This window comes from Corallococcus interemptor (genome assembly GCF_003668875.1).
Taxonomy (GTDB): domain Bacteria; phylum Myxococcota; class Myxococcia; order Myxococcales; family Myxococcaceae; genus Corallococcus; species Corallococcus interemptor.
The window spans coordinates 18,068-43,576 of record NZ_RAWM01000071.1; the positions used below are offsets into that span (position 1 = coordinate 18,068).

Sequence of the window (25,509 nt, forward strand, 5' to 3'; positions counted from 1 at the left end):
CCTACAACATCCCCACCGCGCTCCAGCTTTCAGGACGCCTGGACGCGGAGGCCCTGCGCCGTGCCTTCGAAGCGCTCGTCCAGCGTCACGAAGCCCTGCGGACCACCTTCCAGTCACACCAGGACCAGCCCGTCCAGACCATCCATGCCGCCAGCGGATGGACGCTGCCGCTCGTGGACCTCTCCGGCCGGCCGGAGGCGCTGCGGGAGAAGGAAGCGAGACGGCTGGCTGACGAGGAGGCCCGCCGGCCGTTCGACCTCGCCAGGGGCCCGCTGCTGCGCAGCACGTTGGTGCGGCTGCGTGAAGACACCCACCTGCTGCTGGTGACGATGCACCACATCGTCTCCGACGGCTGGTCCATGGGTGTCCTTGTCCGAGAGCTCGCGGCCTTCTACGCGGCCTTCTCCACGGGCCAGTCGCCCTCGCTCCCGCCGCTGCCCGTGCAGTACGCGGACTTCTCGGCCTGGCAGCGCAAGTGGCTGCAGGGGGAGGTCCTGGAGGCGCAGATCCAGTTCTGGAAGCAGCAGCTGTCCGGAGCCCCGGCCGCGCTGGAGCTGCCCACGGACCATCCGCGTCCCCCCGTGCAGTCGCACCGGGGCGGCACGGTGGATCTGCAGATTCCCAAGCACACCGCGGATGCGCTGAAGGCGCTGGCGCAGCGTGAAGGTGCCACGCCCTTCATGATGCTGCTGGCGGCCTTCCAGCTATTGCTGTCGCGCTACTCAGCACAGGACGACGTCAGCGTGGGCACGCCCATCGCGGGCCGTACGCAGGCGGAGACCGAAGGCCTCATCGGCTTCTTCATCAACACCCTGGTCCTGCGCGCCCGGCTGGACCCGCGTTTGACGTTCCGGGAGCTGCTGGCCCAGGTGCGAGGCACGACGCTCGCGGCCTATGACCACCAGCACCTGCCGTTCGAAAAGCTCGTCGAAGCGGTGCAGCCCGCGCGAGACCTGAGCCGCAGCCCGCTGTTCCAGGCCATGTTCATCCTGCAGAACACGCCCACCGAGGCGCTGCGTCTGCCCGGCCTGTCCTTCCAGTCCCTGCCGCTGGAGACCCACTTCGCGAAGTTCGATCTCTCCCTCGGCCTGCGTGAAAACCGGGACGGATTCGCCGGCACACTGGATTACGCGACGGACCTGTTCGACGCGGCGACGGTTCAGCGCATGGCCGGGCACTTCAGCGTGCTGGTGGAGGCCATCGCGAAGAAGCCGGATACGAGGCTGGGTGATCTGCCGTTGCTCACGGAGCCCGAGCATCGGCAACTGCTCGTCGAATGGAATCCTCCGGCCTCGCAGGTGGCGCAGGTCCCCAGCATCCCCGCGATGGTGGAGGCCCAGGTGCGCCGGACGCCGGATGCGCTGGCCGTCATCACGCCGGAGAAGCAGCTGACGTATCGGGAGCTGGACGCGAAGGCGAACCAGCTCGCGCACCGTCTGCGTGGACTGGGCGTCGGGCCCGAGGTCCACGTGGGCCTGTGCGTCGAGCGCACCGAGGACCTTGTCATCGGAGCCCTCGGCATCCTCAAGGCCGGGGGCGCCTACGTGCCGCTGGACCCCAGCTATCCGCGTGAGCGTCTGGGCTGGCTGCTGGAGGACGCACAGGGCCCCGCCCTCGTCGCCCATTCGCACCTGCTCTCCGCGCTGCCCGAAACGTCTGCGACGCCCGTGTGCCTGGACTCGGATGTGGAATTGGCGAAGCAGCCGAAGATGGCGCCCGCGGTGGACATCCACCCGGGCCACCTCGCCTACCTCATCTACACCTCGGGCAGCACCGGCCGGCCCAAGGGCGTCGCCATCTCCCACGGCAACGCCGTCTCCTTCCTCCACTGGGCACTGGAGACGTTCACCGCCGAGGAACTGAAGGGCACGCTCGCCGCGACGAGCCTCAACTTCGACCTCTCTGTCTTCGAACTCTTCGCCCCGTTGAGCAGCGGTGGCGCGGTGGTCGTGGCGAAGAACGCCCTGCATCTGGCGGAGCTGTCCACCGCCTCCCATGTCACCCTCATCAACACGGTGCCCTCCGCCATGGCGCAGTTGCTGCGCCTGAATGCGGTGCCGGCCTCCGTACGTGTCATCAACCTCGCCGGTGAAGCCCTGCCGGAGACGTTGGCGAAGCAGGTCTACGCCGTCCCCACGGTGCAGAAGCTCTACAACCTCTACGGCCCGTCCGAGGACACCACCTACTCCACGGCGTCTCTCGTTGGCCGGGACGAGGTGCCCCTCATCGGCAGGCCGCTGCCCGCCACGCGCGCGTACGTACTGGATGCCTCACTCCAGCCCGTGCCCGTCGGCGTGGCCGGTGAGCTGTACCTCGCGGGTGAAGGCCAGGCTCGCGGCTACCTGCTTCGCCCAGAACTCACGGCGGAGCGCTTCGTACCGGAGCCCTTCGGTCCTCCAGGTGGCCGCATGTACCGCACGGGTGACCGCGTCCGTTACCGCACGGACGGACGGTTGGAGTACCTGGGCCGCATCGACTTCCAGGTGAAGGTGCGTGGCTTCCGCATCGAGCTGGGCGAAATCGAAGCCGCGCTCCGCCGCGCACCGGGCCTCAAGGACGTCGTTGTCGTCGCGAAGGGAGAAGCCGCCGACAAGCGCCTCGTCGCCTACGTCACGCCCAAGGCAGATGCGTCCCTGGAGGTGGAAGCCCTCAAGACGCATCTGCGCCAGGGCTTGCCCGAGTACATGGTGCCCAGTGCCTTCGTGGTGCTGGACGCTCTGCCCCTCAACTCCAACGGCAAGGTGGACCGCAAGGCCCTACCGGAGCCGGAGGCTCAGCAGTCGGGCACCAGCTACGAAGCACCTCGCACGGAAGCCGAAGCGAAGCTGGCCTCCATCTGGGCCGAAGTCCTCCGTCTGCCCCAGGTGGGCGTGAAGGACTCCTTCTTCGAACTGGGCGGCCACTCCCTGCTGGCCACGCAGGTCGTCTCCCGCGTGCGCGCCGAGTTCAACGTCGAACTGCCCCTCCGCGCGCTCTTCGAGTCCCCCACGGTGGAAGCACTTGCCACGCGGCTGCACGGTAGCGCGAGCGCCCAGGCCCCGAAGCTCACTCGCGTCACGCATGACGGCCCTCGGCCGTTGTCCTTCGCCCAGCAGCGGCTGTGGCTGTTGGACCAACTCCAGCCCGGGGATGCGTCCTACAACATCCCCACCGCGCTCCAGCTCTCCGGGCACCTGGACACGGAGGCCCTGCGCCGTGCCTTCGAAGCACTCGTCCAGCGTCACGAAGCCCTGCGCACTACCTTCCATTCGCACCAGGACCAGCCCATCCAGACCATCCATGCAGCCAGTGGATGGATGCTGCCGCTCGTGGACCTCTCCACCCGGCCGGAGGCGCTGCGGGAGGAAGAAGCACGACGTCTGGCCAACGAGGAAGCGCGTCGGCCGTTCGACCTCGCCAGGGGCCCGCTGCTCCGCACCACGCTGGCGCGGTTGGCCGAGGACTCCCACCTGCTGCTGGTAACGATGCACCACATCGTCTCCGACGGTTGGTCCATGGGCGTCCTCGTCCGCGAAATGGTGGCCTTCTACGAGTCCTTCGCCACGGGCAGCACGCCGGCCTTCGCACCGCTGCCCGTGCAGTACGCGGACTTCGCGACGTGGCAGCGCGACTGGCTTCAGGGGGAAGCGCTGGAGGCGCAGATCCACTTCTGGAAGCGGCAGCTGTCCGGAGCGCCCGCGGCACTGGAGCTGCCCACGGACCGTCCGCGTCCGCCCGTGCAGTCGCACCGGGGCGCCACGGTGGACGTACGCATTCCCGCGGACGTCGCGCATGCGCTCAAGTCGCTGGCGCAGCGTGAAGGCGCCACGCCCTTCATGACGCTGCTGGCGGCCTTCCAGCTGCTGCTGTCGCGCTACTCCGCCCAGGATGACATCAGCGTGGGCACGCCCATCGCGGGCCGCACGCAGGCGGAGACCGAAGGACTCATCGGCTTCTTCGTCAACACGCTCGTGCTGCGCGCCCGGCTGAACCCTCGGGCCACGTTCCGGGAGCTGCTGACCCAGGTGCGCGGCACGACGTTCGCGGCTTTCGAACACCAGCACCTGCCCTTCGAGAAGCTCGTCGAAGCGGTGCAGCCCGCGCGAGACCTGAGCCGCAGCCCTCTGTTCCAGGCGATGTTCGTCCTGCAGAACACGCCCAACGAGGCGCTGCGTCTGCCCGGCCTGTCCTTCCAGGCCCTGCCGCTGGAAGCACACTTCGCCAAGTTCGACCTCTCGCTGGGTTTGCGTGAAGGCAAGGATGGCTTCGTCGGCACGCTGGAGTACGCGACGGACCTGTTCGACGCGGCGACGGTTCAGCGCATGGCCGGGCACTTCGGCGTGCTGCTGGAGGCCATCGCGAAGAAGCCGGACACGAGGCTCGGTGACCTGCCGCTGCTCACGGAGCCCGAGCGTCGGCAACTGCTCGTCGAATGGAATCCTCCGGCCTCGCAGGTGGCGCAGGTCCCCAGCATCCCCGCGATGGTGGAGGCCCAGGTGCGCCGCACGCCGGATGCACTGGCCGTCATCACGCCGGAGAAGCAGCTGACGTACCGGGAGCTGGATGCGAAGGCGAACCAGCTCGCGCATCGTCTGCGTGGCCTGGGTGTCGGGCCCGAAGTCCGCGTCGGCCTGTGCGTCGAGCGCACCGAGGACCTTGTCATCGGAGCCCTCGGCATTCTCAAGGCCGGCGGCGCCTACGTGCCACTCGACCCGAGCTACCCGCGTGAGCGTCTGGGCTGGCTGCTGGAGGACGCGCAGGGCCCTGCCCTCGTCGCCCATTCGCACCTGCTCCCCGCCCTGCCGGAGACCCGGGCCACGCCGGTGTGCCTGGACTCGGATGTGGAATTGGCGAAGCAGCCGACGACGGCGCCCGCTGTCGACATCCACCCGGGACACCTCGCCTACCTCATCTACACGTCCGGCAGCACCGGCCGTCCCAAGGGCGTCGCCATCTCCCACGGCAACGCCGTGTCGTTCCTCCACTGGGCGCTGGAGACGTTCACCGCCGAGGAACTGAAGGGCACGCTCGCCGCGACGAGCCTCAACTTCGACCTCTCCGTCTTCGAACTCTTCGCGCCTCTCTCCAGTGGCGGCGCGGTGGTCGTGGCGAAGAACGCCCTGCATCTGGCGGAGCTGCCGACGGCTTCTCACGTCACCCTCGTCAACACGGTGCCCTCCGCCATGGCGCAACTGCTGCGCCTGAACGCGGTGCCCCTCTCCGTGCGTGTCATCAACCTTGCCGGTGAGGCCCTGCCGGAGACGTTGGCGAAGCAGGTCTACGCCGTCCCCACGGTGCAGAAGCTCTACAACCTCTACGGCCCGTCGGAGGACACCACCTACTCCACGGCGTCTCTCGTTGGCCGCGATGAGGTACCCCTCATTGGCCGTCCCCTGCCCGCCACGCGCGCGTATGTGCTGGACGCCTCGTTGCAGCCGGTACCCGTTGGCGTCGCGGGCGAGCTGTACCTCGCCGGTGAAGGCCAGGCTCGCGGCTACCTGCTTCGCCCAGAACTCACGGCGGAGCGCTTCGTACCGGAGCCCTTCGGTCCTCCAGGTGGCCGCATGTACCGCACGGGTGACCGCGTCCGCTACCGCACGGACGGGCGGTTGGAGTACCTGGGCCGCATCGACTTCCAGGTGAAGGTGCGCGGCTTCCGCATTGAGCTGGGCGAAATCGAAGCGGCGCTCCGCCGCGCACCGGGCCTCAAGGACGCTGTCGTCGTCGCGAAGGGAGAAGCCGCCGACAAGCGCCTCGTTGCCTACGTCACGCCGAAGGCCGAGGCCTCCCTGGAGACGGAAGCCCTCAAGGCCCACCTGCGACAGGGCTTGCCCGAGTACATGGTGCCCAGCGCATTCGTGGTGCTGGAGGCCCTGCCGCTCAACTCCAACGGCAAGGTGGACCGCAAGGCCCTGCCGGAGCCGGAGGCGCAGCAGTCGGGCACCAGCTACGAAGCGCCTCGCACGGAAGCCGAAGCGAAGCTGGCCTCCATCTGGGCGGAGGTGCTGCGTCTGCCCCAGGTGGGCGTGAAGGACTCCTTCTTCGAACTGGGTGGCCACTCCCTGCTGGCCACGCAGGTCGTCTCTCGCGTGCGCGCCGAGTTCAACGTCGAACTGCCCCTCCGCGCGCTCTTCGATTCCCCAACAGTGGAAGCCCTCGCGACGCGTCTGGCGGGGCTTACCCGCACGAGCACGTCGCCGCTCACCCGCGTCTCGCATGACGGCCCGCTGCCGCTGTCCTTCGCGCAGCAGCGGCTGTGGCTGATTGATCAGCTCGAACCGGGCAGTCCCCTCTACAACGTGCCCGTCGCCGTCCGGATGGAGGGCCACCTGCGCTCGGACGTGCTGGAGCGTGCCCTGCAGGAGGTCGTGCGCCGACACGATGCCCTGCGCACCACCTTCACCCAGGTGGAGGGAGAGCCGGTCCAGCGCATCCACGCGGACAATCCGCTGTCACTGGGGCTCGTGGACCTCACGGATGTGCCCGAGGCGCAGCGCGAGTCCGAGGCTCGGCTCCAGGTCGAGCAGGAGATGCGCCGGCCCTTCGACCTGCGCACCGGTCCGCTCATCCGCACGCTGCTCTTCAAACTGGCCGAGCACGAACACGTGCTCGTCGTCACCCTGCACCACATCGTCTCCGACGGCTGGTCTCTGGGCGTGCTGGTGCGGGAAGTCACCGCCCTGTACGCGGCCTTCTCCGCGGGACAGCCGTCTCCGCTGCCGGCCCTCCCCGTGCAGTACGCGGACCATGCGGACTGGCAGCGCCGCACGCTCGCGGGCGAGGCGCTTCGGCAGGAAGTGGCTTACTGGGAGCGGAAGCTCTCCGGCGCTCCCGCCGTGCTGGAGTTGCCCACGGACCGGCCGCGTCCGGCCATCCGGAGCACCGCGGGCGCGACCCTGGGCCTCACGCTGTCGCGTGAGTTGACGGAAGCCCTGCGTGGACTGGCACACCAGGAAGGCGGTTCGCTCTTCATGGTGCTGCTCGCGGCCTGGCAGGGCCTGCTGTCTCGCTACACGGGGCAGCAGGACCTCAGCGTGGGCTCGCCCATCGCAGGCCGCACGCGCGCGGAGACCGAAGGCCTCATCGGCTTCTTCGTCAACACGCTCGTCCTGCGCGCGAAGGTGGATGCGGTTCAGTCCTTCCGTTCGCTGCTCCAGCAGGTGCGCGCCACGGTCCTGGATGCGTATGAGCACCAGGAGGTCCCGTTCGAGAAGCTGGTGGAGGCCCTGCAGCCCACGCGAAGCCTCAGCCACACGCCGCTCTTCCAGACGCTGCTCGCGCTCCAGAACGTGCCCGCGGAGGACGTGCGACTGCCTGAACTCCGGCTGCGAGGCCTGGAGGCCCCCCAGGCGACGTCGAAGTTCGACGTGAGCATCTTCTTCACGGAGACGTCCGAAGGACTGCGCGGCACGCTGGAGTACAGCACCGCCCTCTTCGAGCGGAGCACCGTGGAACGGATGGCGGGCCACCTGCGCACGCTGCTGGAGGCCGTGGCCGCGAAGCCCGAGCAGTCCATGGGCCACTTGCCGCTCCTCTCCAGCGATGAGCGCCAGCGCATCCTCGTGGAGTGGAATGACACGGCCGCCGTCAGCCCGACGGACATCCCCGTCCACGTGCACTTCGCCCGTCAGGCGCAGCGCACGCCCGACGCAGTCGCCCTGGTACTGGGCGACGCGACGCTGACGTATGCGCAGCTGGACGCACGCGCGAACCAACTGGCCCATCACCTGCGCGCTCTGGGCATCGTCCCGGGTGCACGCGTGGGCCTCGCCGTCGAGCGCTCCTTCGAGTTGGTGACGGCGCTGCTCGCCATCCTCAAGGTGGGCGTGGCATTCGTTCCCGTGGACCGCAATGCCCCTGTGGAGCGCATCGCAGCGCTTCTGGAGGACGCGGACGTCAGCGTGACGCTCGCGCACCAGCCCTTCGCGTCACTCCTGCCTGCCTCAGGCACGCGCGTCTGGTTGGATGCGCAGCATGACGTCATCGCCGCGCTGCCCACCTACGCCCCGGACATCCACGTGGACGGTGAGGCACTGGCCTACGTCATGTTCACCTCGGGCTCCACGGGCCGCCCCAAGGGCGTCTGCGTACCCCACCGGGGCATCACCCGGCTGGTGCTTGGCAGCACCTTCATGCGCTTCGGGCCTGACGAAGTCTGGCTCCAGGCGGCCCCTGTTGCCTTCGACGCGTCCACGCTCGAAATCTGGGGAGCGCTGCTGCACGGCGCGAAGCTCGTCCTCGCGCCTCCCCAGTCGCTCTCCCTGGAGGAGCTGGCCGCCCAGCTGCGTCACCACCGCGTGACGTCACTCTGGCTCACTGCCGCGCTCTTCGAGCAGATGTCCCTGCACCAGGGCGAAGCGCTCGCGGGCGTGCGCCAGGTCCTCGCCGGTGGCGACGTGCTGCCTGCGGCCCGCGTCCGTGAGCACCTTGCTCGCCTGCCGGAAGGCGCCACGTTCCTCAACGGCTACGGCCCCACGGAGAACACCACCTTCTCCGCGACGTACACCCTGCACCGCGACACGGTGGTGGAAGGCGCCATTCCCATCGGCCGGCCGCTCACCAACTCCACGGTCTACGTGCTCGACGCGCACCTGCACCCGGTGCCCGTGGGCGTCGCGGGTGAGGTGTACGTCGGCGGCCAGGGCCTCGCCTGGGGCTACCTCAACCGTCCTGACCTGACTGCGGAGCGCTTCGTCCCGCACCCCTTCGCCGCCACTCCGGGCGAACGGCTCTACCGCACGGGCGACAAGGCACGCTGGAAGATGGACGGCACGCTCGACTTCCTGGGCCGCGTCGACTTCCAGGTGAAGGTGCGCGGCTTCCGCATCGAACTGGGTGAAATCGAGGCCACGCTGCGCGCTGTCTCCGGTGTCAACGAAGCCGTCGTCGTGGCCCGGGGCTCGGACTCCGACAAGCGCCTCATCGGCTACGTCACGGCTCGCGAGGGCCACTCGCTGGACGTGGACGCCCTCAAGGCGAGCCTCAAGCAGCGGCTACCCGAGTACATGGTGCCCGCCTCGCTCATGGTGCTGGACGCGCTGCCGCTCAACGCCAACGGCAAGGTGGACCGCAAGGCCCTGCCCGAACCCGATGCCCATGCCATCGAAGCCCGGGACTTCGTCGCGCCACGCGATGCGCTCGAGATGCAGCTCGCGCGCATCTGGGCGGACGTCCTCGGCGTGCCCTCCGTCGGCGTTCGCTCCAGCTTCTTCGAGTTGGGCGGCCACTCCCTCCTCGCCGTGCGCATGGTCGCCGTCGTGCGCGAGCGGCTGGGCCAGACGATTCCCCTCTCCGTCCTCTTCCAGCAGCCCACCGTCGAGCAGCTCGCCCAGGTGCTCCGCGATGACTCGCAGGCCTGGACACCGCTCGTCCCGCTGGAGCGCGGCGAGCCCAACCAGCGGCCCCTCTTCCTCGTCCACCCGGGTGGCGGCAACGTCCTCGCCTACTCGGAGCTGGCGCGCAGGCTGGGGCCGTCACTGCCTGTCTATGGCCTCCAGTCTCGCGGCCTCGACGGGCGCCCCGTCGCGGAGTCCGTCGAAGAAATGGCGGACCTCTACATCGAAGCCATCCGCACGGTGCAGCCGCACGGCCCCTACCAGCTCGGAGGCTGGTCACTCGGAGGCGTCATCGCCTACGAGATGGCCCGCCGCCTGCGCGCGGCCGGTGAAGCCGTGGACTTGCTCGCCCTCATCGACGCCCACGTGTACGGCCTGACGAAGCCCTCAAAGGCAGACACGCACCTCGACGCCGAGGCGCGCGCACGGCTCGCTTTCGCCCATGCCACCGCCACCGCCTTCGGCCAGCCTCTCTCCGTCCCGGACGAAGCCCTGGCACAGGGCGACGACGTGATGCTGGGCCACCTGCTCCAGGAAGGACTCCGGGCGCGCATCCTGGATGCGCACTCCGGCCCGGCCCAGCTGCGTGCCCTCTTCAACGTCTTCCGGGCCAACCTCTTCGCCCACGAGAAGTACGTGCCCCAGCCGTACGACGGCACCGCCCTGCTGCTGAGCGCCAGCGCGGTCACCTCGGAGATTCCGCGTCACCGAGGCTGGGAGCCCCTGGTGCGCGGCGGCCTGGAGGTGCACGTCGTCCCCGGCGGCCACCACGAACTGATGCAGGACCCGCACCTGGGGCCTGTCGTCGAACACCTGCGCTCCGCCCTGGCGGCCCTCACGCGGAACGACGCCACCGGCAGTTGAAGACATCCCCGACTCCGTGTCTGTTTTGCAGGCACGGAGTGGAAACGGGTTACGGTGCGCGCATGTCGCGCGAAGAGAACAATCGCTATCTCCGTGAAGCCACCCACAGTCAGCCAAGCAAGCTGCCCGTCCTGGGGTGGCTGGTTCCCCGTCCGCTCCTGAAGATCCTGTTCTGGGCCGTCCTGCTGGGGCTCTGGGCCAGCTTCTATGTCTTCTTCACCACCCCCTCCCCCACGTCCGAGGGCGGGAACGAGTCCATCTCCACGCCCGCGCCCCGGTCGGTCATGGAACACAAGCTGTTCCCCTACCTCCTCGTCATCGTCCCGGCCATAGCCGGGAGCCTGGCCTTGCGGCAGTTCCGGATTCGCAAGGTGCGCAGGAAGGAAGCCAATGCGCTCCAGCAGCCCGGCCCGGAGGCCCACCTCCGGCTCACGGACGAGCTCCTTCCCCCGACCAGCCCATTCCCGGACGCGAACCTGCTGCGGGCGCAGAGGCGGGCCCTGGCGAGGATCCTCTACGGCCAGGATGCCCAGGCCCGCTACGAACTGAACGCGGTGGACTGGCGGGGCAAGGCGCCCCTGCTCCAGGCCATGGAGCGGGGCAGTGACGCGCTCCGCCACCTGCTCTGCAAGGACGACCCTGAACAGGCACGGATGCTCGCCCGCGAGGCCCTTTCCCTGGCGGACATCAACCCCGCCATTCCCGGCGCCAGGCAGGGCCGCGTGTTCTATGAGGCCCTGGTCCAGGCCTCGGAGCTCGTCACCGGCCCGTCAACGCCGGAGGACCTGCGGACGCTGGAGCACCACCAGGCGCAGTCCTCGCTCCTCGTGGTCCGGCTGATCAGCGCCTGGGCGCTTCGGGCCGCGGCCACCCAGCGCAACGACCCGGAAGGCGCGGAGCGCATGCGCCAGTTCCTCCAGACGCACGCGCCCCACTGCGCCGCGCTCCACCGGCTGCCCGCGAGGGCGATGGCGAAAGCCTAGAGCTTCAGCCGCTTGAACACCGGCTCCGGGATGCTCCGGATGATGAGCATGATGAGCGCCCAGAAGCCGGGGACGTAGACCTCGTTCTTGCGTCCGTCCGCGGCCTTCAGGAGGCCGCGCGCCACCTGCTCCGGCGACGCGAAGAGCTTGTTCTTCGGCACGTGGGCCGTCATCGGCGTGTCCACGAAGCCGGGCTTCACCGTCACCACCGCCACGCCGGACTTCGCCAGCCGGTTGCGCAGGCCCTGGAGGAACACGGTCAGCGCGCCCTTGGACGCGCCGTAGACGTAGTTGCTCTGCCGGCCCCGGTCTCCCGCCACCGACGAAATCACCACCAGCGTGCCGGCCTTCTGCGCCTCGAAGCGGTTGGCCAGCTCCGTCAGGAGCGACGCGGCGGAGAGGAAGTTCGTGCGCAGCACCAGCTCCGCCGCCGCCCACGAGCGCTGGCTCTCCGCCTGGTCTCCCAGCACGCCATGCGCCAGCACCGCGCCGTCCAGTCCGCCCAGGGCCTGCCACGCCCGCTCCACCAGGCTCGCGTGCGCTTCGCAGTCGTTCAAATCCAGCGCCCGGAACTCCACCTTCGGCGCGCCGCGCGTGGCCGCGTCCCGGGCCACCGCCTCCAGGTTCGCGGCGTTGCGGCCCACCAGGTACAGCGAAGCCCCGCGCGCGGCGAGCAGCCGCACCGTGGCCTGGGCAATGGCGCTCGTGGCGCCGAGGACAATGACTTTCTTCATGGGAGCAGAGGCTGGGACACGGGCGCCGGATTCACCCGGCGCCAGAAGGAGGAGGAGAACGCGGGATCGATGTACGCGGAGAACCGCTCACGCTGGGGGAAGTACGCCGCGAAGCTCTCCGGGCTCATGCGCGCGTCCTTGGCCGGGTACACCGCCCCGCCCGCCTCGCGCGTCACGCGGTCCAGCGACTCCACCAGCCGCCACGTCTTCTCCCCCTGGTTGGCGAAGTCCAGGGCCAGCGTGTAGCCCGGGCGCGGGAAGGACAGCCACCCGGGTGACTTCAAATCCCCGAACGTCTTGAGCACGGACAGGAAGCTGGGCAGGCCGCCCCGGGCGCTGCGCTCCAGAAGCTCCTTCAGCGCGTCGCGAGCGGTGGCGTGCGGCACCACGCACTGGAACTGGAGGAAGCCCCGCCGGCCATAGATGCGGTTCCAGCCGTACACGCTGTCGAGCGGGTAGAAGAACGGGTCGTAGTGCACCAGCCGGGGAGACGGCCTGGTCCGCTCGCGGTGGTAGTACAGGAAGTTGAAGGCGGACACCGACAGCCGGTTGAGGCAGAAGCCCGGCAGGTCGATGGGCACCGCGAGCCCGCTGCCATGCGACAGGTGGCTCTTCGCCAGGGGCAGCCGGTCGAACTGCGTGGGCGCGAAGTTGCCCCGGTAGAACAGGCCGCGCCCCAGCTTGCGTCCTCGCGCCAGGCAATCCACCCACGACATGGTGAAGTCATGGTCCGACTCGGACTCCGCGGACACGCGCATGAAGCCGTCCAGGTTCTCGAACGGGACGGTCTCCTGCACCACGAAGGGGTTGCGGATGGGCGTCAGCTGCACCTCCGCCCAGGTGACGAGCCCCGTGAGCCCCAGGCCGCCAATGGTCGCGCCAAACCAGTCGGGGTTCTCCTCCGGCGAGCACATCCGGCGGCTGCCGTCCGAGCGCACCAGTTCGAACCGCCGCACGTGCCGCCCGAAAGTCCCGGCCCGGTGGTGGTTCTTGCCGTGCACGTCGTTGGCGATGGCGCCGCCCACCGTGACGAACTTCGTCCCCGGCGTCACCGGCAGGAACCAGCCGCGCGGCACGGCCAGGCGCAGGAGCGTGTCCAACGACACGCCCGCCTCGCAGCGCACCACGCCCGTCGTGGGGTCGAAGTCGATGAGCCGGTCCAGCCCCGCCGTGAGCAGCACCGTGCCCCCGCCGTTGAGGCAGGAGTCGCCGTAGCTGCGGCCCAGGCCATGCGGCAGGACGGAGCCCTCCACCCGGGGCACTTCATCCGAGCGCCACACGAGCGCGCGCGTCTGCTGCTCCACGCGGGGGAAGCGGCCCCACGAATCCGACGTGCTCATCTCCAGGTCCCCGTCACGTCGCCACCCACAGCACCAGCGCGGCGACCGCGCCCACGAAGTAGCTGACGCGGTCCTTCAGCGCGAAGACGAGCGGGTCCTCGTTCACGAGTCCCCGGTGCGCCAGCACCCAGATGCGGCCCACCCAGTACAGCATCACCGGGCACAGGAGCCACAGCCGCTCCGGATGGGCATACAGCGCCGTCACTTCCTTGCTGGTGATGTAGAGGGCCAGCACCAGCACGGACACCTGCCCCGCGGCCGCGCCCAGGCTCGCGAGCTGTTCGTAATCCTGCGCCAGGTAGCCCCGCCCGTGGGCGGAGGTCTCATTGGACTGGCGCAGCCGCCGCACCTCGCTCAACCGCTTGAGCAGGGCCAGCGACAGGAAGAGGAACATGCTGAACATCATCAGCCAGCTGGACGTGGGCACGCCCACCGCCAGCGCGCCGCCGAAGATGCGCACCGTGTAGAGGCCCGCCAGCACCAGCACGTCCAGCATCACCACCTGCTTGAGCCGCAGCGAGTACGCCAGCGTGAGCACGAAGTACGCGGCCAGCAGCGCGGAGAAGGACAGGGGCAGCGTCGCCAGCGCCAGCGCCGCCGCGCCCACCAGCAGCACCGGCGCCAGCACGACGCCCGCGCTCACCGGCAGCGCGCCGGACGCGAAGGGCCGCCGTGACTTGGACGGATGCCGCCGGTCCGACGCCAGGTCCAGCAGGTCGTTGATGACGTACACCGCCGACGCGCAGAGGCTGAAGGCCGTGAACGCCAGCACCGCGCGCGGCGCCATGCCGCCCTGGGTGGCCTTGTGCGCCGCCAGCACGGGCACGAAGACGAGCGCGTTCTTCGCCCACTGGTGCACCCGCAGCGCCTTCACCCAGGGACGCACGCCTCCGGGGGGCGCCTGGAAGACGCGGTGCACGGGGCGGCCCAGCCCCTGCGCCTGGCGCAGCACCCCCGCGGGCGCATGCACCACGATGACGTGCCGGCACTCGCGCCACAGGGGCAGGTCCACCGCGTCGTTGCCCGCGTAGTCGAAGGTGCCCAGCACCTCGCGCAGCCGCTGGAGCTTGTGCGCGCCGGACAGGTTCACGCCGGCTTCACTGGCGACCACCGTATCGAAGAGGCCCAGGTGGGCGGCCACCGCGTCCGCGATGCTCCGGTCCGCGGCCGTGGCCAGGACGAGCCGCCGCCCCCGGGCGTGTTCCTCGCGCAGGAAGTCCACCAGCTCCGCGTTGTACGGCAGCGAGGTGACGTCCAGCTTCGCGCGGCGGGCCACCTCCGCCTTGAAGAAGGCCTTGCCCTTGAGCACCCACAGCGGCACCAGCAGCAGCAGCCACGGCGCGTGCTTGAGGAGCACGAGCAGGTTCTCGTGCAGCGTGTCCGTGCGCACCAGCGTCCCGTCCAGGTCGACCGCGAGCGGGACGTCGGGGGTACTCTCGGAGATGGGGGCTTGAGGCTGCATGAAGGGGGCCCGAAGGGTAGCCCAAGGGCCCGGGGCGTCCACCGTTCTCAAGCCCCGCGACGGTCGAAGCCTCCTCCAGGCGACGGGACTCCTGGCCGCCGTCCGGACGGGAGGGCGCCGCCGGGTCCCAGCCTCAGAGTGACTTCAGGAACGCGACGAGCGCCGCCCGGTCCTCCCGGGGCAGCCGCACATAGCGAGCCTGCGCGGGGGCCGCCTCCCCGCCGTGCCAGAGGACGGCCTCTTCCAGGGAGCGGGCCCGGCCGTCATGCAGGAAGCGGGTGTGCCGGTTGACGGCCTCCACCAGGCCAATGCCCCACAGGGGCGGCGTGCGCCACTCGCTGCCGGAGGCCAGGCCATCCGGGCGCCCGTCCGCCAGGCCCTCGCCCAGGTCGTGCAGCAGCAGGTCCGTGAAGGGGTAGATGACCTGGCGGGACACCTCGTCGAAGCCCTCCACCGCCCCCGTCTCCTGGGGCGTGTCCACGTGGCACGCCGCGCAGCCGATGGCGCGGAAGACGGCATGGCCCCGCTGGACCTCCGGCGCCTCCCAGTCGCGCCGCTTCGGCACGGCGACCAGGCGCATGTAGATCATCAGCAGGTCCAGGTCGTCCTGGGACACCTCCGGTTCGCCCGGCGCGTCCCGGCCCTGCTCCTGGGGGTAGAGCGTCGTGGTGACGCCCATGTCCGCGACCAGCGCGTGCGCCACCTGCTGGCGCAGCGTGGGCTGGTTGGCCTTCCACCCGAAGCGCCCCAGGCGCGTCTCGCCCGTCTCCACGTCCAGCACCTGGTTGGCCCGGCCGGAGATGCCGTCCCCATCGCGGTCCTCGGGGTCGGCGCGCGCCAGGATGCCCGCCTCCGGCAGCGCCTCCAGCAGGCCCAGGCCGAAGTTCACCGGCGACACACGCGCGGAGAACGTCGCGCCTTCGCCCAGCGGGCCGTGCACCAGCCCCTGGAACTGGTAGCGCGGGCGCACGAGCGAGTACGGCTCACCGGTGGCGAAGGTGCCGCGCGTCTCCTCGAAGTCGACGCGGGCCTGACCTTCGGGGACGTGGCCCGCCACGGCGTGCATGTCCAGCTGCATGCCGTACAGCGGGTGGGGACCGGTGCCTCCGGGCGCGCTCAGCTGGAACGCCAGCGAGACGGGCGCCTCCGTGGGGCTTACGGGCGGCTGGCCCCGGCCGTCCTTCACGTGGCAGGTCATGCAGCCGGTGGCGCTGAAGAAGGGCCCGGCGGTGGCCGGACGCACGCGCGAATCGCTCCAGTCGCGGTCGAAGACGCCCTTGCCCGCGTAGAAGTCCGGCCAGCGCGAGCGCGGCATGTTCATGGGCGCGCGGCCGAAGGCGTTGCGTCCGGTGTCCGCCACGGTGGTCGCGCCACCGGCCTGCTCCACGTGGGGCAGGACGACCGGGGGCAGCGCGCCCAGCACCAGCGGTTCGGGGCGGCGCACGACGGTGGCCCACGCGGCGCCGATGAGCAGCGCTCCGGCGGAGATGCCAGCGAGGGACCAGGGCACGCGCATCGTCACGACTCCTCGACGGAAGAGACAAGGACAGACAGCCCACCGGGCGGGAAGCAGGCGCCCTCCGCCCGGTGGAGGTGAAGCCTACTTCTCCTGGCCGAAGGACTCGCCCGTGACGAGGAAGTCCGTGGCGCTGGCGTTCACGTCGATGCCGGAGAAGTGGCGGTACGGATAGGCGCCGTCGCCAATCTCCTCGATGAACTCCGCCGTGTCGCCGACGACTTCCTTCCCGTCCGCGAGCTTCACGCGGAAGGTCGTGTCAGCCACGCGCAGGCGCCAGCCGCAGGCACCGTCCAGGCTCGTGCTCCCGCCCCGCGGCGCGCGGACGGAGAAGAAGTCCCAGTGCGTGTAGTACCAGTCGAGGAACGCCCACCAGCTGTAGAAGATGATGATCCGGGCCTGCGGCTCGCTGCTCGTCCCGACGAGCTCGCCATTGTTGTAGATGTTCATCCGGTACGCGCCGGAGGGCGAACCGGTGAAGCCCGGCGTCACGGACACCTGGCGGTCCTTCCCGGGGGTGATGCGCAGGGTGCTGACCACCTGGTCGCCGTCCCGCGCGGACAGGGCGAAGCCGCCCGTGATGCTGCCAACGCGCACCTGCGCGTCCTGCGACCAGGTGATGGCGTCGTTGAACGTGCTGGAGACGCCATCCGTCTTGAGGTCCTTCAGCCCGGCGACCGCCACGCCCTTCTCGGAGGCGCTGAGGGACGCGTTGCCCTTGGCGCAGTTGGTGATGCCTTCGAACCGCTGCACGCAATCCCCCTTGGCGGAGAGCGTCGCGGACTGGGAACCTTCGGGGGACTGCGCCGGCTCACCCTGGCAACCGGCGACCAGGCTCAGGAACGCGGCCGCCAGGAGGCGGCTCGTCATCTTCAGGTGCATGTGTGGGACCTCGACTGTGTGGGGGGCACTGTCTGCCCACCCCTGCGTGATGCACCTGTCACGCCACATCCCAAGCAATTGGGACTTTCCTCGAAAGCCCCCGCTCCGGCTGACACCGCTGTCCTGGGGCCTGTAGCGCCCCCCGTTACAGGAGCGCCGGAGCGTGTGTCCCGCCATGTCACAGCGACGCGCCCGGTGGCTTGCGCCCAGGGCGGCACGGGGCTAGGGAATCGCCCCTCGTATGTCGGCGCTCGCGGAACTGCTCGAAGCCATCCGGGAGGAGTCAGGCCCGGCCACGTGGTCCGCCGGACAGGCCCTGTCTCGCGCGGGGGTCGTGTCGGTGCAGTCGTCGGACGAGGAGGAGGTCGTCCTGCGAGTGCGGGTCCCCGGCCGCCCCACCCCGCTCACCACGACCCTCTACCCCGAGGACGAAATCTGGGAGTGCGACTGCCGGGGGAAGGTGGACCCCTGCGAGCACGTCATCGCCGCGGCCATCGTCCTGCGGCAGGCGGAAGGCCGGAAGGCCGTGTCGGCGGCGGCCCCTGCCCGTCCGGGCCCTTCCGCCGCGCGCCCCGGCACCCCGCCGAAGCCGGAGCGGCTGGTGTACCGCTTCAAGCGCGTGGACGGAGGCCTCCAGCTGGAGCGCCTGGTGGTCCGTCCGGACAACACCGCGCGGCTGTTGGCCCGGAGCCTCGCGTCCCTGCTCCAGAGCCCCGTGGAGGCCGCGCGCATCCAGGTGGAGCCCTGCGACCTGCTCGCGGACAAGCTGCTCGCGCAGGCCACGAGGGGCGCCCTTCCGCAGAGCAAGCTGGACGCGCTGCTCCACGTGCTGGAGAAGGCGCGCACCGTCCTCTTCGACGGCGCGCTCGTCTCCGTCTCCAACGAACCGCTCCTGCCGCGCGTCACCGTGGAGGACCGGGGCGAGCAGACCGTGCTCAAGGTGGAGAGGGATCCGCGCATCAACGAACTGGTGAGCCCCGGCGTGGCGCTGTGCGCGGGCGCGCTCTGCCGGCTGGGCGAGCAGCCCCTCACCGGAGCCCGGCTGGAGAACCTGCCCCAGGAGCGCGTCTTCGCCCCGGAGCAGCTGGCGGACCTGACGAGCAAGGTGCTGCCGGACTTCGCCAGGCGCATGCCGGTGGACGTGAAGAGCCGGCGGCTGCCGCCCATCGACCGGACGCTCAAGCCGCGCATCTCGCTGGAGCTCGACAAGCTCGACACGGGGCTCTCGGTGCTGCCCACGCTGGTGTACGGCTCGCCGCCCACCGCGCGCATCGACAACGGGAAGCTCGTGTACCTCCAGGGCGCCGCGCCCGTGCGTGACGAGCCCACGGAGACGAAGCTCATCCACCAGCTGAGGGACGAGCTGAACATGGCGCCCGGCCGGCGCGTGACGGTCCACGGCAAGGAGGCCGTGCAGCTGGCGGACAAGCTGCGCAAGTGGCGCGGCGGCCTCACGGGCAACGCGGCGGGCGTGGTCAGCCCGGACGTGAGGTTGAGGCCCATGCTCACGCTGGACACCGGCACCACGGAAGCGGGCGTGCCGCGAGTGGGCTTCTCGCTCGACTTCCAGGTGGAGGGCCTGGGCCCCGGTGAGAAGCGCACGGTGGACGCGGGCGCGGTGATGCGGGCCTGGGAGGAGGGCCTGGGCCTGGTGCCGCTGGAGGGCGGAGGCTGGGCGCCCCTGCCCACGGGCTGGCTGAAGGCAAACGGCCAGCGCGTGACGGACCTGCTGGCCGCGCGCGAGCGGGACGGCCGCCTCGCGAACCACGCCATCCCCCAGCTCACCGGCCTGTGCGAGGCATTGGAGCACCCCGCCCCGCCCGTGATGGAGCGCCTGGCGCCCCTGGTGCAGGGCTTCGAAAAGCTCCCCGAGCCCCACCTGCCCAAGGACCTCACCGCGACGCTGCGCCCCTATCAGCTGCAGGGCGTGAGCTGGCTCACCTTCCTGAGGCAGGCGGGCCTGGGCGGCGTGCTGGCGGACGACATGGGTCTGGGCAAGACGCTGCAGACCATCTGCACGCTGGGCCGGGGGACGCTGGTGGTGGCGCCCACGAGCGTGCTGCCCAACTGGGAAGCGGAGGTGAAGCGCTTCCGTCCGTCGCTGAAGGTCAGCGTCTATCACGGTGTGGGGCGCACGCTGGACGAGTCCGCGGACGTGACGCTCACCACGTACGCGCTCCTGCGTCTGGACGCGGCCATCCTCGCGGCGAGGACGTGGGACACGGTGGTGCTGGACGAGGCCCAGGCCATCAAGAACCCGGACAGCCAGGTGGCCCGGGCGGCGTATGAGCTGGACGCGGCCTTCCGCATCGCGCTCAGCGGCACGCCCATCGAGAACCGGCTCGAGGAGCTGTGGAGCCTGATGCACTTCACCAACCGGGGCCTCCTGGGAGGGCGCAAGGCCTTCGAGGAGCGCTGGTCCCGGCCGGTGTCGGAGAACCAGAAGGGCGCCGCGGAGGCCCTGCGCGCGCGCATCCGGCCCTTCGTGCTGCGAAGGCTCAAGCGCGACGTGGCGCCGGAGCTGCCGCCGCGCACGGAGGCCGTGCGGCACGTCACCCTCACGGAGCAGGAGCGCGCCGTCTACGACGCGGTCCACGCCGCGACGCGCGAGGAGGTGGTGTCGCAGCTGGAGGAGGGCGGCAGCGTGCTGAAGGCGCTGGAGGCGCTGCTGCGGCTGAGGCAGGCGGCCTGCCATCCGGCGCTGGTGCCGGGGCAGCAGGCGCGGACATCCTCGAAGGTGCAGGCGCTGGTGGAGGCGCTCGGCACGGCGGTGGCGGACGGGCACAAGGCGCTGGTCTTCTCGCAGTGGACGTCGATGTTGGACCTCATCGAGCCGGCGTTGAAGGAAGCGGACATCGGGTTCATCCGCCTGGACGGAAGCACGGCGAACCGGGGCGCGGTGGCGGCGTCCTTCCAGGACGAGAAGGGAGCGCCCGTGATGCTCATCTCGTTGAAGGCGGGAGCGACGGGGCTCAACCTCACGGCGGCGGATCACGTCTTCCTGGTGGACCCCTGGTGGAACCCGTCGGTGGAAGCGCAGGCGGCGGACCGGGCGCACCGCATCGGGCAGCAGCGGCCGGTGATGGTCTACCGGATGGTGTCGCAGAGCACGGTGGAGGAGAAGATCCTCCTGCTCCAGGAGAAGAAGCGGGCGCTCTTCGAGGCCGCGCTCGGAGGCGCCACGGGAGGCGCCGCGCTCACGCGAGCGGACCTCATGCAGCTGCTGGACTGAGGGGCGGCGGTCCCCTCCCCCGCCTTGCCTGCGGGGAGCCGGTGACGCTGAACGTTACGCGGAGCATGCGCATCGTCTCGGAGGACACCGTTCAATCCGAGAGGGAGACACAGCATGCCAGCATCCATTCCCGACAAGATGAGGGCCGCGGCGCTCGACCGCTTCGGCGGCCCGGAGGTCCTGGGCATCCAGACCGTCTCTGTTCCCACCTGTGGCGACGACGAAGTGCTGGTGCGGGTCGCGGCGGCGGGAATTGGTGCCTGGGATTGGATGGAGCGCGAGGGCCAGATGGCGGAGATGATCCCCGGAGGCCCGAAGTTCCCCTACGTGCCCGGAGCCGACGGAGCGGGAGAGATTGCCGCGGTGGGCAAGAACGTGAAGGACCTCAAGGTCGGAGACCAGGTGTACGGGTCCGCGTTCATGAGCAGCAAGGGAGGCTTCTACGCGGAGTACGTCGCGGTGAAGGCGGACCTGGCGGCGAAGGTGCCCAAGGGGTTGAAGGTGGAGCAGGCGGCGGTGCTCGCGGCGGACGGGCTCACCGGGCTCCTGGGGCTGGAGGAGCACCTGCAAATCAAACAGGGGCAGAAGCTGCTCATCTTCGGCGCCAGTGGAGGCATTGGCCACATGGCGGTGCAGCTCGCGAAGAGGCTGGGCGCGAAGGTGCTGGCGGTGGCGTCGGGAGAGGACGGCGTGGAACTGGCACGGAGGCTGGGAGCGGACGCGGTCGCCGAGGGCCACCAGAACGACCTGGAGAAGGTCTGCCGGGACTTCGCGCCCGACGGCTTCGACGCGGCGCTGGTGCTGGCGAGAGGAGACGCCGCGGAGCCGCTGCTCAAGAACGTCCGCAAGGGAGGGCGCATCGCGTACCCGAACGGAGTGGAGCCAGCGCCCAAGGGCCCGGATGGCATTGAAGCCAAGGCCTACGACGGCATCCCCACGCCCCAGGTGATGAAGCGGCTCAACGAGTTGATTGAAGCAGGGCCCTTCCACCTGGAGATCGGCCGTCTCTACGCATTGGAAGAGGCCGCGAAGGCGCAGCAGGATGTGCTCAAGCACCACCTGGGCAAGTACGCGATGAAGCTCCAGTAACGGCTAATGCGGTTCAGGGTCGACCGTGGCGGTGTTGAGCATGCGCACCGCCACGGAGCGGCACTGGGAGCAGACGACACCACTGCGTTCCCAGTGCACCTGAGCCTCCAGTTCACCGGGATCCGCGGTCCCCTCATCCAGGCGGCGGACAATCTCCGCGAGCGCCTGAGCCGGGTTGCCTTCCAGGTCATCCGAAGGGTCGAGCAGGTCCTGCTCCCCTTCCAGCATCAGGCTGAAGCGGTAGTACACAGCATGCGCGGCGATGACGCGCCCGCAGGTCGCACAGGTCTTCGCTTGCGGTCCGGTCATGGCGACAAGAGTAGCAGGGAAACGTGAGCGTGAGGCTTTCCGAACCCCTCCGCATTCCCCAAATGGGGGATGTTGGGAGCTTCCACCCCTGCCGTAGGCTCATTGGAGATTGCAACCGGGCCTCCAGGAGCTGACATGTTCGCGGCGGAGCTTCACGGAAAGCTGGGCGACGGAACGAACGCCGGGGACCGGATGGAGGACGTCCTCACGTCGAATGTCTTTGGACTTCTACGCTGCCTGGAGTCACCGGACCTGCTCGTCACCTGGCTCAAGCAATCACGTCCTGCTGTCGATGGCGCGAGCCTCCTGGTGGAAGGGCCCGTCCACTCGGCGGACATCCACTTCTGGCAACGCGTCCGAGCCCGGGAAGTGGATGTGCTGGTGCTACTGCGCGGACCGCAGGGACTGCATCTCATTGGCATTGAGTGCAAGTACGAGTCTGGCAAGAGCAATGCATCCAGGGATGACTCTCTGGAGAGCGCGGGGAGCAGCGACCAACTGAGCTATTACATGGACGCGCTTGGGGCGGATGCCCTGCCCTCCAGGCCCTACCGACCCGAAGAGGTCCACCGTCGCAGTCTGCTCTATCTGACAGGGCACGCCGCGATGCCGAGAGACGCGCTGGAGGTCAGCTTGGGGAGCCGGCGCGAGCGCTCCGCCATCGACCTCCACTGGCTGGCATGGCGTGAGCTGGCACCGCATCTGCCCCAAGGCAGCGGGTCCGGGGGCATGTCATGCCTGCTCGCGCAGCTGCGGCAGGTCCTCGATCGTCGTGGGCTCGCCACGTTCACCGGCTGGAAGGACACGGAGCCGCAGTGGAGGCGCCCTTCCCAGGCGCAGTTCTTCCACCCCACCCGGGGCCGGCCTTTTTTCGCTGGCATGACAGCCCCTGACCTTCCGTCGAACACGACTTTCTGGCGCGGCCCATCACGGCGAGGAACCTGAGCATGGAAGAGAATCTGGGGCGGAAGATCTACGAGGCGTCCTGCTTCATCAATGACATCTACAAGCAGGTGCAGGCGCTCCTCCTCGCCTGTGATGCCGCCTTCGATCGGGCAGGGCTCGTACCCATCAGCAACGAGGTCGAACTCCATCGTGCCAGGAACATCTACGAGGCGGGGGCCTGGAGCCAACGGGCCGTGGGCCGCATCTATGTGCCACGGCGGCTCGATGGAGAGGGAATCAACGCATTCGTCGCGGTGGAGGTCCACTTGCGGCCCAAGAGCGCGACGCAAGCGGTGCTGGTGCTCGCCTACGCCGAACCGTCCGAGGGCGCCACGCCGCCCGAGCTCGCCCGGGAATATCGAGATGGCGATTGGCTAGAAGACCTGCTGAGCAAGGGCGCGCCCGGTCAAACTGAGTGGCGTGGAGGACGGGCGGCGCACGACAAGCACCTCTCCCTCGCGGACGAACTGAAGCTCAAGTCATGGTCCCTGACGGCCTTCACGGACGAGAGCGCCGTCGAACAGGTCCTGGTCGCGAAACTGCGCGAATGGGCCACACAGAAACTCAAGTAAATGCTTCCGATGAACTTGATGTCATCAACGAATTTCCAGCCAGGGAGCAGCCAATGAAACTGTGGTCGGTGTACGTCATTGCCAATGAACGAGCGTCGGTCGTCAGTCGCAAGTGGGTCGCAGCCAGGGACGAGGCCGAAGCCCGAACAATGGCGACAAAAGACTCCAGGTCCGAGACAGGTCGCGTTCTGCTGATAAAGCCGCATCACTCCGACAGTGTTTCGGTGACAGATCAGTGGTCGGTCTCGGACATCAAGGCGATCGCCGAAGAGTTGAGCGAGTATCTCCCAGGTACATCGGCCGCGACCTGAAGGGGCACGAGGGGGAAGGGCCTCGCACTTGGAAGAGCTGCATGCGGCCCTGAATGAGAACTGGCACTACGCATCTCGTTCCCCCCCCGACCTCATGCTATCCGAGGACGCCTCCTCTTCGGCGCATCCGCATGCCGGGGGGCGCCCGAAAGCGCCCTGCCCCCCTATATCCCAAGCTTGTTCGTGAACCCCCGTCTTGCCCAAAGCCTCGCAAGCTTCTTGCTGGGCTTGGGATAGCGGCGCGGATCCTGAGGGTCGAGCGTACCGACCGCATCGACCGCCATTGAGACCTGCCCGACACCGAGCTTCAGGTTCCGGGCGAGTTCCTCGATGGCCTCAGCCCGGCCAGACCTGTCTGAGCGATGATGCAGGTGCAGTTCGATGGTCTGCTCCATCTCTGCTTCGCTCCATTTATGCTTCACCAGCCCTTCGCTCTCCATGCCCATTCCAGCTGGGTCCACCGCGGAACGGAGGAGTGCGGCGACAATCGCCGCTCGCCCTTCCTGCTTCGCCTGTTTGAACTCAGGGATTTGCGACAGCAGAAGTTCGAAGAATTGCGACTCCTGAGTCCGCAACGGACTGGGCAGCACGGCCACGAGTTCGATCCCCCTGAAGAGCGCAGTAGTCCCGGGGTTCACCTGCTCGTCAATGAACTTAGACAGGAGCTTGGCGGATGTCACCGCGAGATCAACGACGACTTTCTTCTCTGATGCGGCAACCGCTTTCAGCTCAGGAGGAATACGCTCCGCGATAGGAACTCCGTCCGCATAGACGAAGCTGAAGTCGGTTCGCTCGAGGAACCAGGACAACATCTCGAAATCGTGACAAGGGATTACAGGAGTCATCAGACGACCTCGGAATGAATGGACAGCCAGCGTCTCCTGAAATCGCTGTCCACTTCTTCAAGTCAGCCCCTGCTGTCCTACAGCCGACAAAGTCTATCGTTACCCAGGCAGGCTGATTTTAGTCGACGGGGCATCGGCTGGCACGCTCGCGGTGAAGAAGGCGTGAACAGTAGCTACGCAAGGGAATGGATGTCGCCCACGCGAGGTGCCACTCAAAGCAGTCGTCCTCAACTGCCAGTCATCTGGCCGAAGCCCCAATGCATCTGGCCGGTCAGAAGTGCACGAGCCGGGGATCGAACCCGGACGACCCTTGCGAGTCAGCGGATTTTAAGTCCGCTGCGTCTGCCAGTTCCGCCACTCGTGCGATGGGAAGAAAGATAGCAGACCCCGCGGCCCAAGCGAGGCGCCAGCGCGCGCCAGGTACGGCCACCGGGCGGCCGTGCTCGAAACGGCGCCTTCCTGGCGCCCGTCGAGCGGTAAGGTGCGCGCCGTGCGGCAGCGGACGCTCCTCATCGACAACCACGACTCGTTCACCTTCAACCTCTTCCAGCTTCTGGCGGAGGTCACCGGGACCGAGCCCCTCGTCGTGCGCAACGACGAGCGCCCCTGGCGGGAGCTGCGCGAGCTCGCGTTCGACAACATCGTCATCTCCCCGGGCCCGGGTCGGCCCGACCACCCGGCGGACTTCGGTGTCTGCCGCGACGCACTCCTCGAAGCGGACGTCCCCATCTTGGGCGTCTGCCTGGGTCATCAGGGCCTGGGCCACGTCCACGGGGCACGCATCCAACACGCACCGGAGGTCATGCACGGACGGCTGAGCCCCGTGCGCCACACCGGGACAGACCTCTTCCAGGGTCTTCCGCAGGACCTCCAGGTGGTGCGCTACCACTCGCTCTGCCTCGCCCGCCCCCTGCCCGAAGGCCTGGTGGAGACCGGCTGGACCCCCGACGGCGTCCTCATGGCCCTGCGCCACGCCACCCTCCCCCGCTGGGGCGTCCAGTTCCACCCGGAGTCCATCGCCACCACGCACGGACAGCAGCTCCTCGCCAACTTCGTCCGCCTGAGCCGAGCGCATCACGCCCGCCCACGCCCTGAAGCGCCCCAGGAGGCC

15 protein-coding genes and 1 tRNA gene (1 of these 16 running past the window's edge) are annotated in these 25,509 nt (G+C 69.1%); 8 read left to right on the forward strand and 8 right to left on the reverse strand.

The window, feature by feature from the left end; genetic code table 11:
• On the forward strand, positions 1-10,178 hold part of the coding region annotated (locus D7X96_RS23625; protein ID WP_147468380.1) for a non-ribosomal peptide synthetase (this coding region is incomplete at its 5' end). 18,067 nt of the annotated region lie to the left of the window's left edge; 10,178 of 28,245 annotated nt are visible.
• 62 nt (positions 10,179-10,240) lie between these two features.
• Complete coding sequence (locus D7X96_RS23630; protein ID WP_120552083.1) at positions 10,241-11,161, forward strand: hypothetical protein; 921 nt, start codon at positions 10,241-10,243, stop codon at positions 11,159-11,161.
• On the opposite strand, the gene D7X96_RS23635 is transcribed toward D7X96_RS23630, so the two are convergent.
• The 5 genes from D7X96_RS23635 to D7X96_RS23655 form a co-directional block, all read right to left on the reverse strand.
• Positions 11,158-11,895 carry an SDR family oxidoreductase gene (locus D7X96_RS23635; protein ID WP_121770764.1) on the reverse strand — a complete coding sequence of 246 codons (738 nt, stop codon included), beginning with the start codon at positions 11,893-11,895 and terminating at the stop codon, positions 11,158-11,160. The genes D7X96_RS23630 and D7X96_RS23635 overlap by 4 nt on opposite strands.
• A complete protein-coding gene (locus D7X96_RS23640) occupies positions 11,892-13,235 on the reverse strand; it encodes an FAD-binding oxidoreductase (RefSeq protein ID WP_121723585.1) in 1,344 nt (447 codons plus the stop codon). Before D7X96_RS23640 ends, D7X96_RS23635 begins: the two co-directional genes overlap by 4 nt.
• 13 nt (positions 13,236-13,248) lie before the next feature.
• Entirely contained in the window at positions 13,249-14,697 is a 1,449-nt protein-coding gene (locus D7X96_RS23645; RefSeq protein ID WP_121770765.1) for a UbiA family prenyltransferase, read from the reverse strand.
• A 133-nt stretch (positions 14,698-14,830) separates the two neighbouring features.
• Entirely contained in the window at positions 14,831-16,213 is a 1,383-nt protein-coding gene (locus D7X96_RS23650; protein WP_121770766.1) for a di-heme oxidoreductase family protein, read from the reverse strand.
• A gap of 84 nt (positions 16,214-16,297) precedes the next feature.
• Complete coding sequence (locus D7X96_RS23655; RefSeq protein WP_121770767.1) at positions 16,298-17,095, reverse strand: hypothetical protein; 798 nt, start codon at positions 17,093-17,095, stop codon at positions 16,298-16,300.
• A gap of 241 nt (positions 17,096-17,336) precedes the next feature.
• On the opposite strand from D7X96_RS23655, the gene D7X96_RS23660 reads away from it, so the two are divergent.
• Positions 17,337-20,327: a DEAD/DEAH box helicase gene (locus tag D7X96_RS23660; protein WP_121770768.1), complete on the forward strand. Its 2,991-nt coding sequence runs from the start codon at positions 17,337-17,339 to the stop codon at positions 20,325-20,327.
• Between the two features lie 114 nt (positions 20,328-20,441).
• Positions 20,442-21,416 carry an NADP-dependent oxidoreductase gene (locus D7X96_RS23665; protein WP_208647359.1) on the forward strand — a complete coding sequence of 325 codons (975 nt, stop codon included), beginning with the start codon at positions 20,442-20,444 and terminating at the stop codon, positions 21,414-21,416.
• Between the two features lie 3 nt (positions 21,417-21,419).
• Here the strand turns inward: D7X96_RS23665 and D7X96_RS23670 are convergent, their stop codons facing one another.
• The gene (locus D7X96_RS23670; protein ID WP_121770770.1) at positions 21,420-21,725 is read right to left on the reverse strand and encodes a hypothetical protein; all 306 of its coding nucleotides are present in this window, start codon (positions 21,723-21,725) and stop codon (positions 21,420-21,422) included.
• Positions 21,726-21,860: 135 nt separating this feature from the next.
• Between D7X96_RS23670 and D7X96_RS23675 the strand changes: the two genes are divergently transcribed.
• The 3 genes from D7X96_RS23675 to D7X96_RS39635 are packed head-to-tail and all read left to right on the forward strand — an operon-like array spanning position 21,861 to position 23,553.
• Entirely contained in the window at positions 21,861-22,670 is an 810-nt protein-coding gene (locus D7X96_RS23675) for a hypothetical protein (RefSeq protein ID WP_121770771.1), read from the forward strand.
• A 2-nt stretch (positions 22,671-22,672) separates the two neighbouring features.
• Positions 22,673-23,242: a hypothetical protein gene (locus tag D7X96_RS23680; protein ID WP_121770772.1), complete on the forward strand. Its 570-nt coding sequence runs from the start codon at positions 22,673-22,675 to the stop codon at positions 23,240-23,242.
• The gene (locus tag D7X96_RS39635) at positions 23,218-23,553 is read left to right on the forward strand and encodes a hypothetical protein (RefSeq protein ID WP_147468381.1); all 336 of its coding nucleotides are present in this window, start codon (positions 23,218-23,220) and stop codon (positions 23,551-23,553) included. The genes D7X96_RS23680 and D7X96_RS39635 overlap by 25 nt, the downstream gene beginning before the upstream one ends.
• Positions 23,554-23,717: 164 nt before the next feature.
• Here D7X96_RS39635 and D7X96_RS23685 read toward each other — a convergent pair whose 3' ends face one another.
• Positions 23,718-24,365, reverse strand: a complete 648-nt coding sequence (locus D7X96_RS23685) for a hypothetical protein (RefSeq protein WP_121770773.1) — start codon at positions 24,363-24,365, stop codon at positions 23,718-23,720.
• Positions 24,366-24,676: 311 nt separating this feature from the next.
• Positions 24,677-24,762 (reverse strand) — tRNA-Leu (locus D7X96_RS23690).
• A 126-nt stretch (positions 24,763-24,888) separates the two neighbouring features.
• Between D7X96_RS23690 and D7X96_RS23695 the strand changes: the two genes are divergently transcribed.
• A partial coding sequence (locus D7X96_RS23695) for an anthranilate synthase component II (protein WP_244219698.1) occupies positions 24,889-25,509 on the forward strand: 621 nt, incomplete at its 3' end.

What these genes read in the sequence shown, in the direction of transcription:
- D7X96_RS23630 (WP_120552083.1), top strand. Translation starts at nt 10,241, where the DNA reads ATGTCGCGCGAAGAGAACAATCGCTATCTCCGTGAAGCCACCCACAGT.
- D7X96_RS23635 (WP_121770764.1), bottom strand. Translation starts at nt 11,895, where the DNA reads ATGAAGAAAGTCATTGTCCTCGGCGCCACGAGCGCCATTGCCCAGGCC.
- D7X96_RS23640 (WP_121723585.1), bottom strand. Translation starts at nt 13,235, where the DNA reads ATGAGCACGTCGGATTCGTGGGGCCGCTTCCCCCGCGTGGAGCAGCAG.
- D7X96_RS23645 (WP_121770765.1), bottom strand. Translation starts at nt 14,697, where the DNA reads ATGCAGCCTCAAGCCCCCATCTCCGAGAGTACCCCCGACGTCCCGCTC.
- D7X96_RS23650 (WP_121770766.1), bottom strand. Translation starts at nt 16,213, where the DNA reads ATGCGCGTGCCCTGGTCCCTCGCTGGCATCTCCGCCGGAGCGCTGCTC.
- D7X96_RS23655 (WP_121770767.1), bottom strand. Translation starts at nt 17,095, where the DNA reads ATGCACCTGAAGATGACGAGCCGCCTCCTGGCGGCCGCGTTCCTGAGC.
- D7X96_RS23660 (WP_121770768.1), top strand. Translation starts at nt 17,337, where the DNA reads ATGTCGGCGCTCGCGGAACTGCTCGAAGCCATCCGGGAGGAGTCAGGC.
- D7X96_RS23665 (WP_208647359.1), top strand. Translation starts at nt 20,442, where the DNA reads ATGCCAGCATCCATTCCCGACAAGATGAGGGCCGCGGCGCTCGACCGC.
- D7X96_RS23670 (WP_121770770.1), bottom strand. Translation starts at nt 21,725, where the DNA reads ATGACCGGACCGCAAGCGAAGACCTGTGCGACCTGCGGGCGCGTCATC.
- D7X96_RS23675 (WP_121770771.1), top strand. Translation starts at nt 21,861, where the DNA reads ATGTTCGCGGCGGAGCTTCACGGAAAGCTGGGCGACGGAACGAACGCC.
- D7X96_RS23680 (WP_121770772.1), top strand. Translation starts at nt 22,673, where the DNA reads ATGGAAGAGAATCTGGGGCGGAAGATCTACGAGGCGTCCTGCTTCATC.
- D7X96_RS39635 (WP_147468381.1), top strand. Translation starts at nt 23,218, where the DNA reads ATGGGCCACACAGAAACTCAAGTAAATGCTTCCGATGAACTTGATGTC.
- D7X96_RS23685 (WP_121770773.1), bottom strand. Translation starts at nt 24,365, where the DNA reads ATGTTGTCCTGGTTCCTCGAGCGAACCGACTTCAGCTTCGTCTATGCG.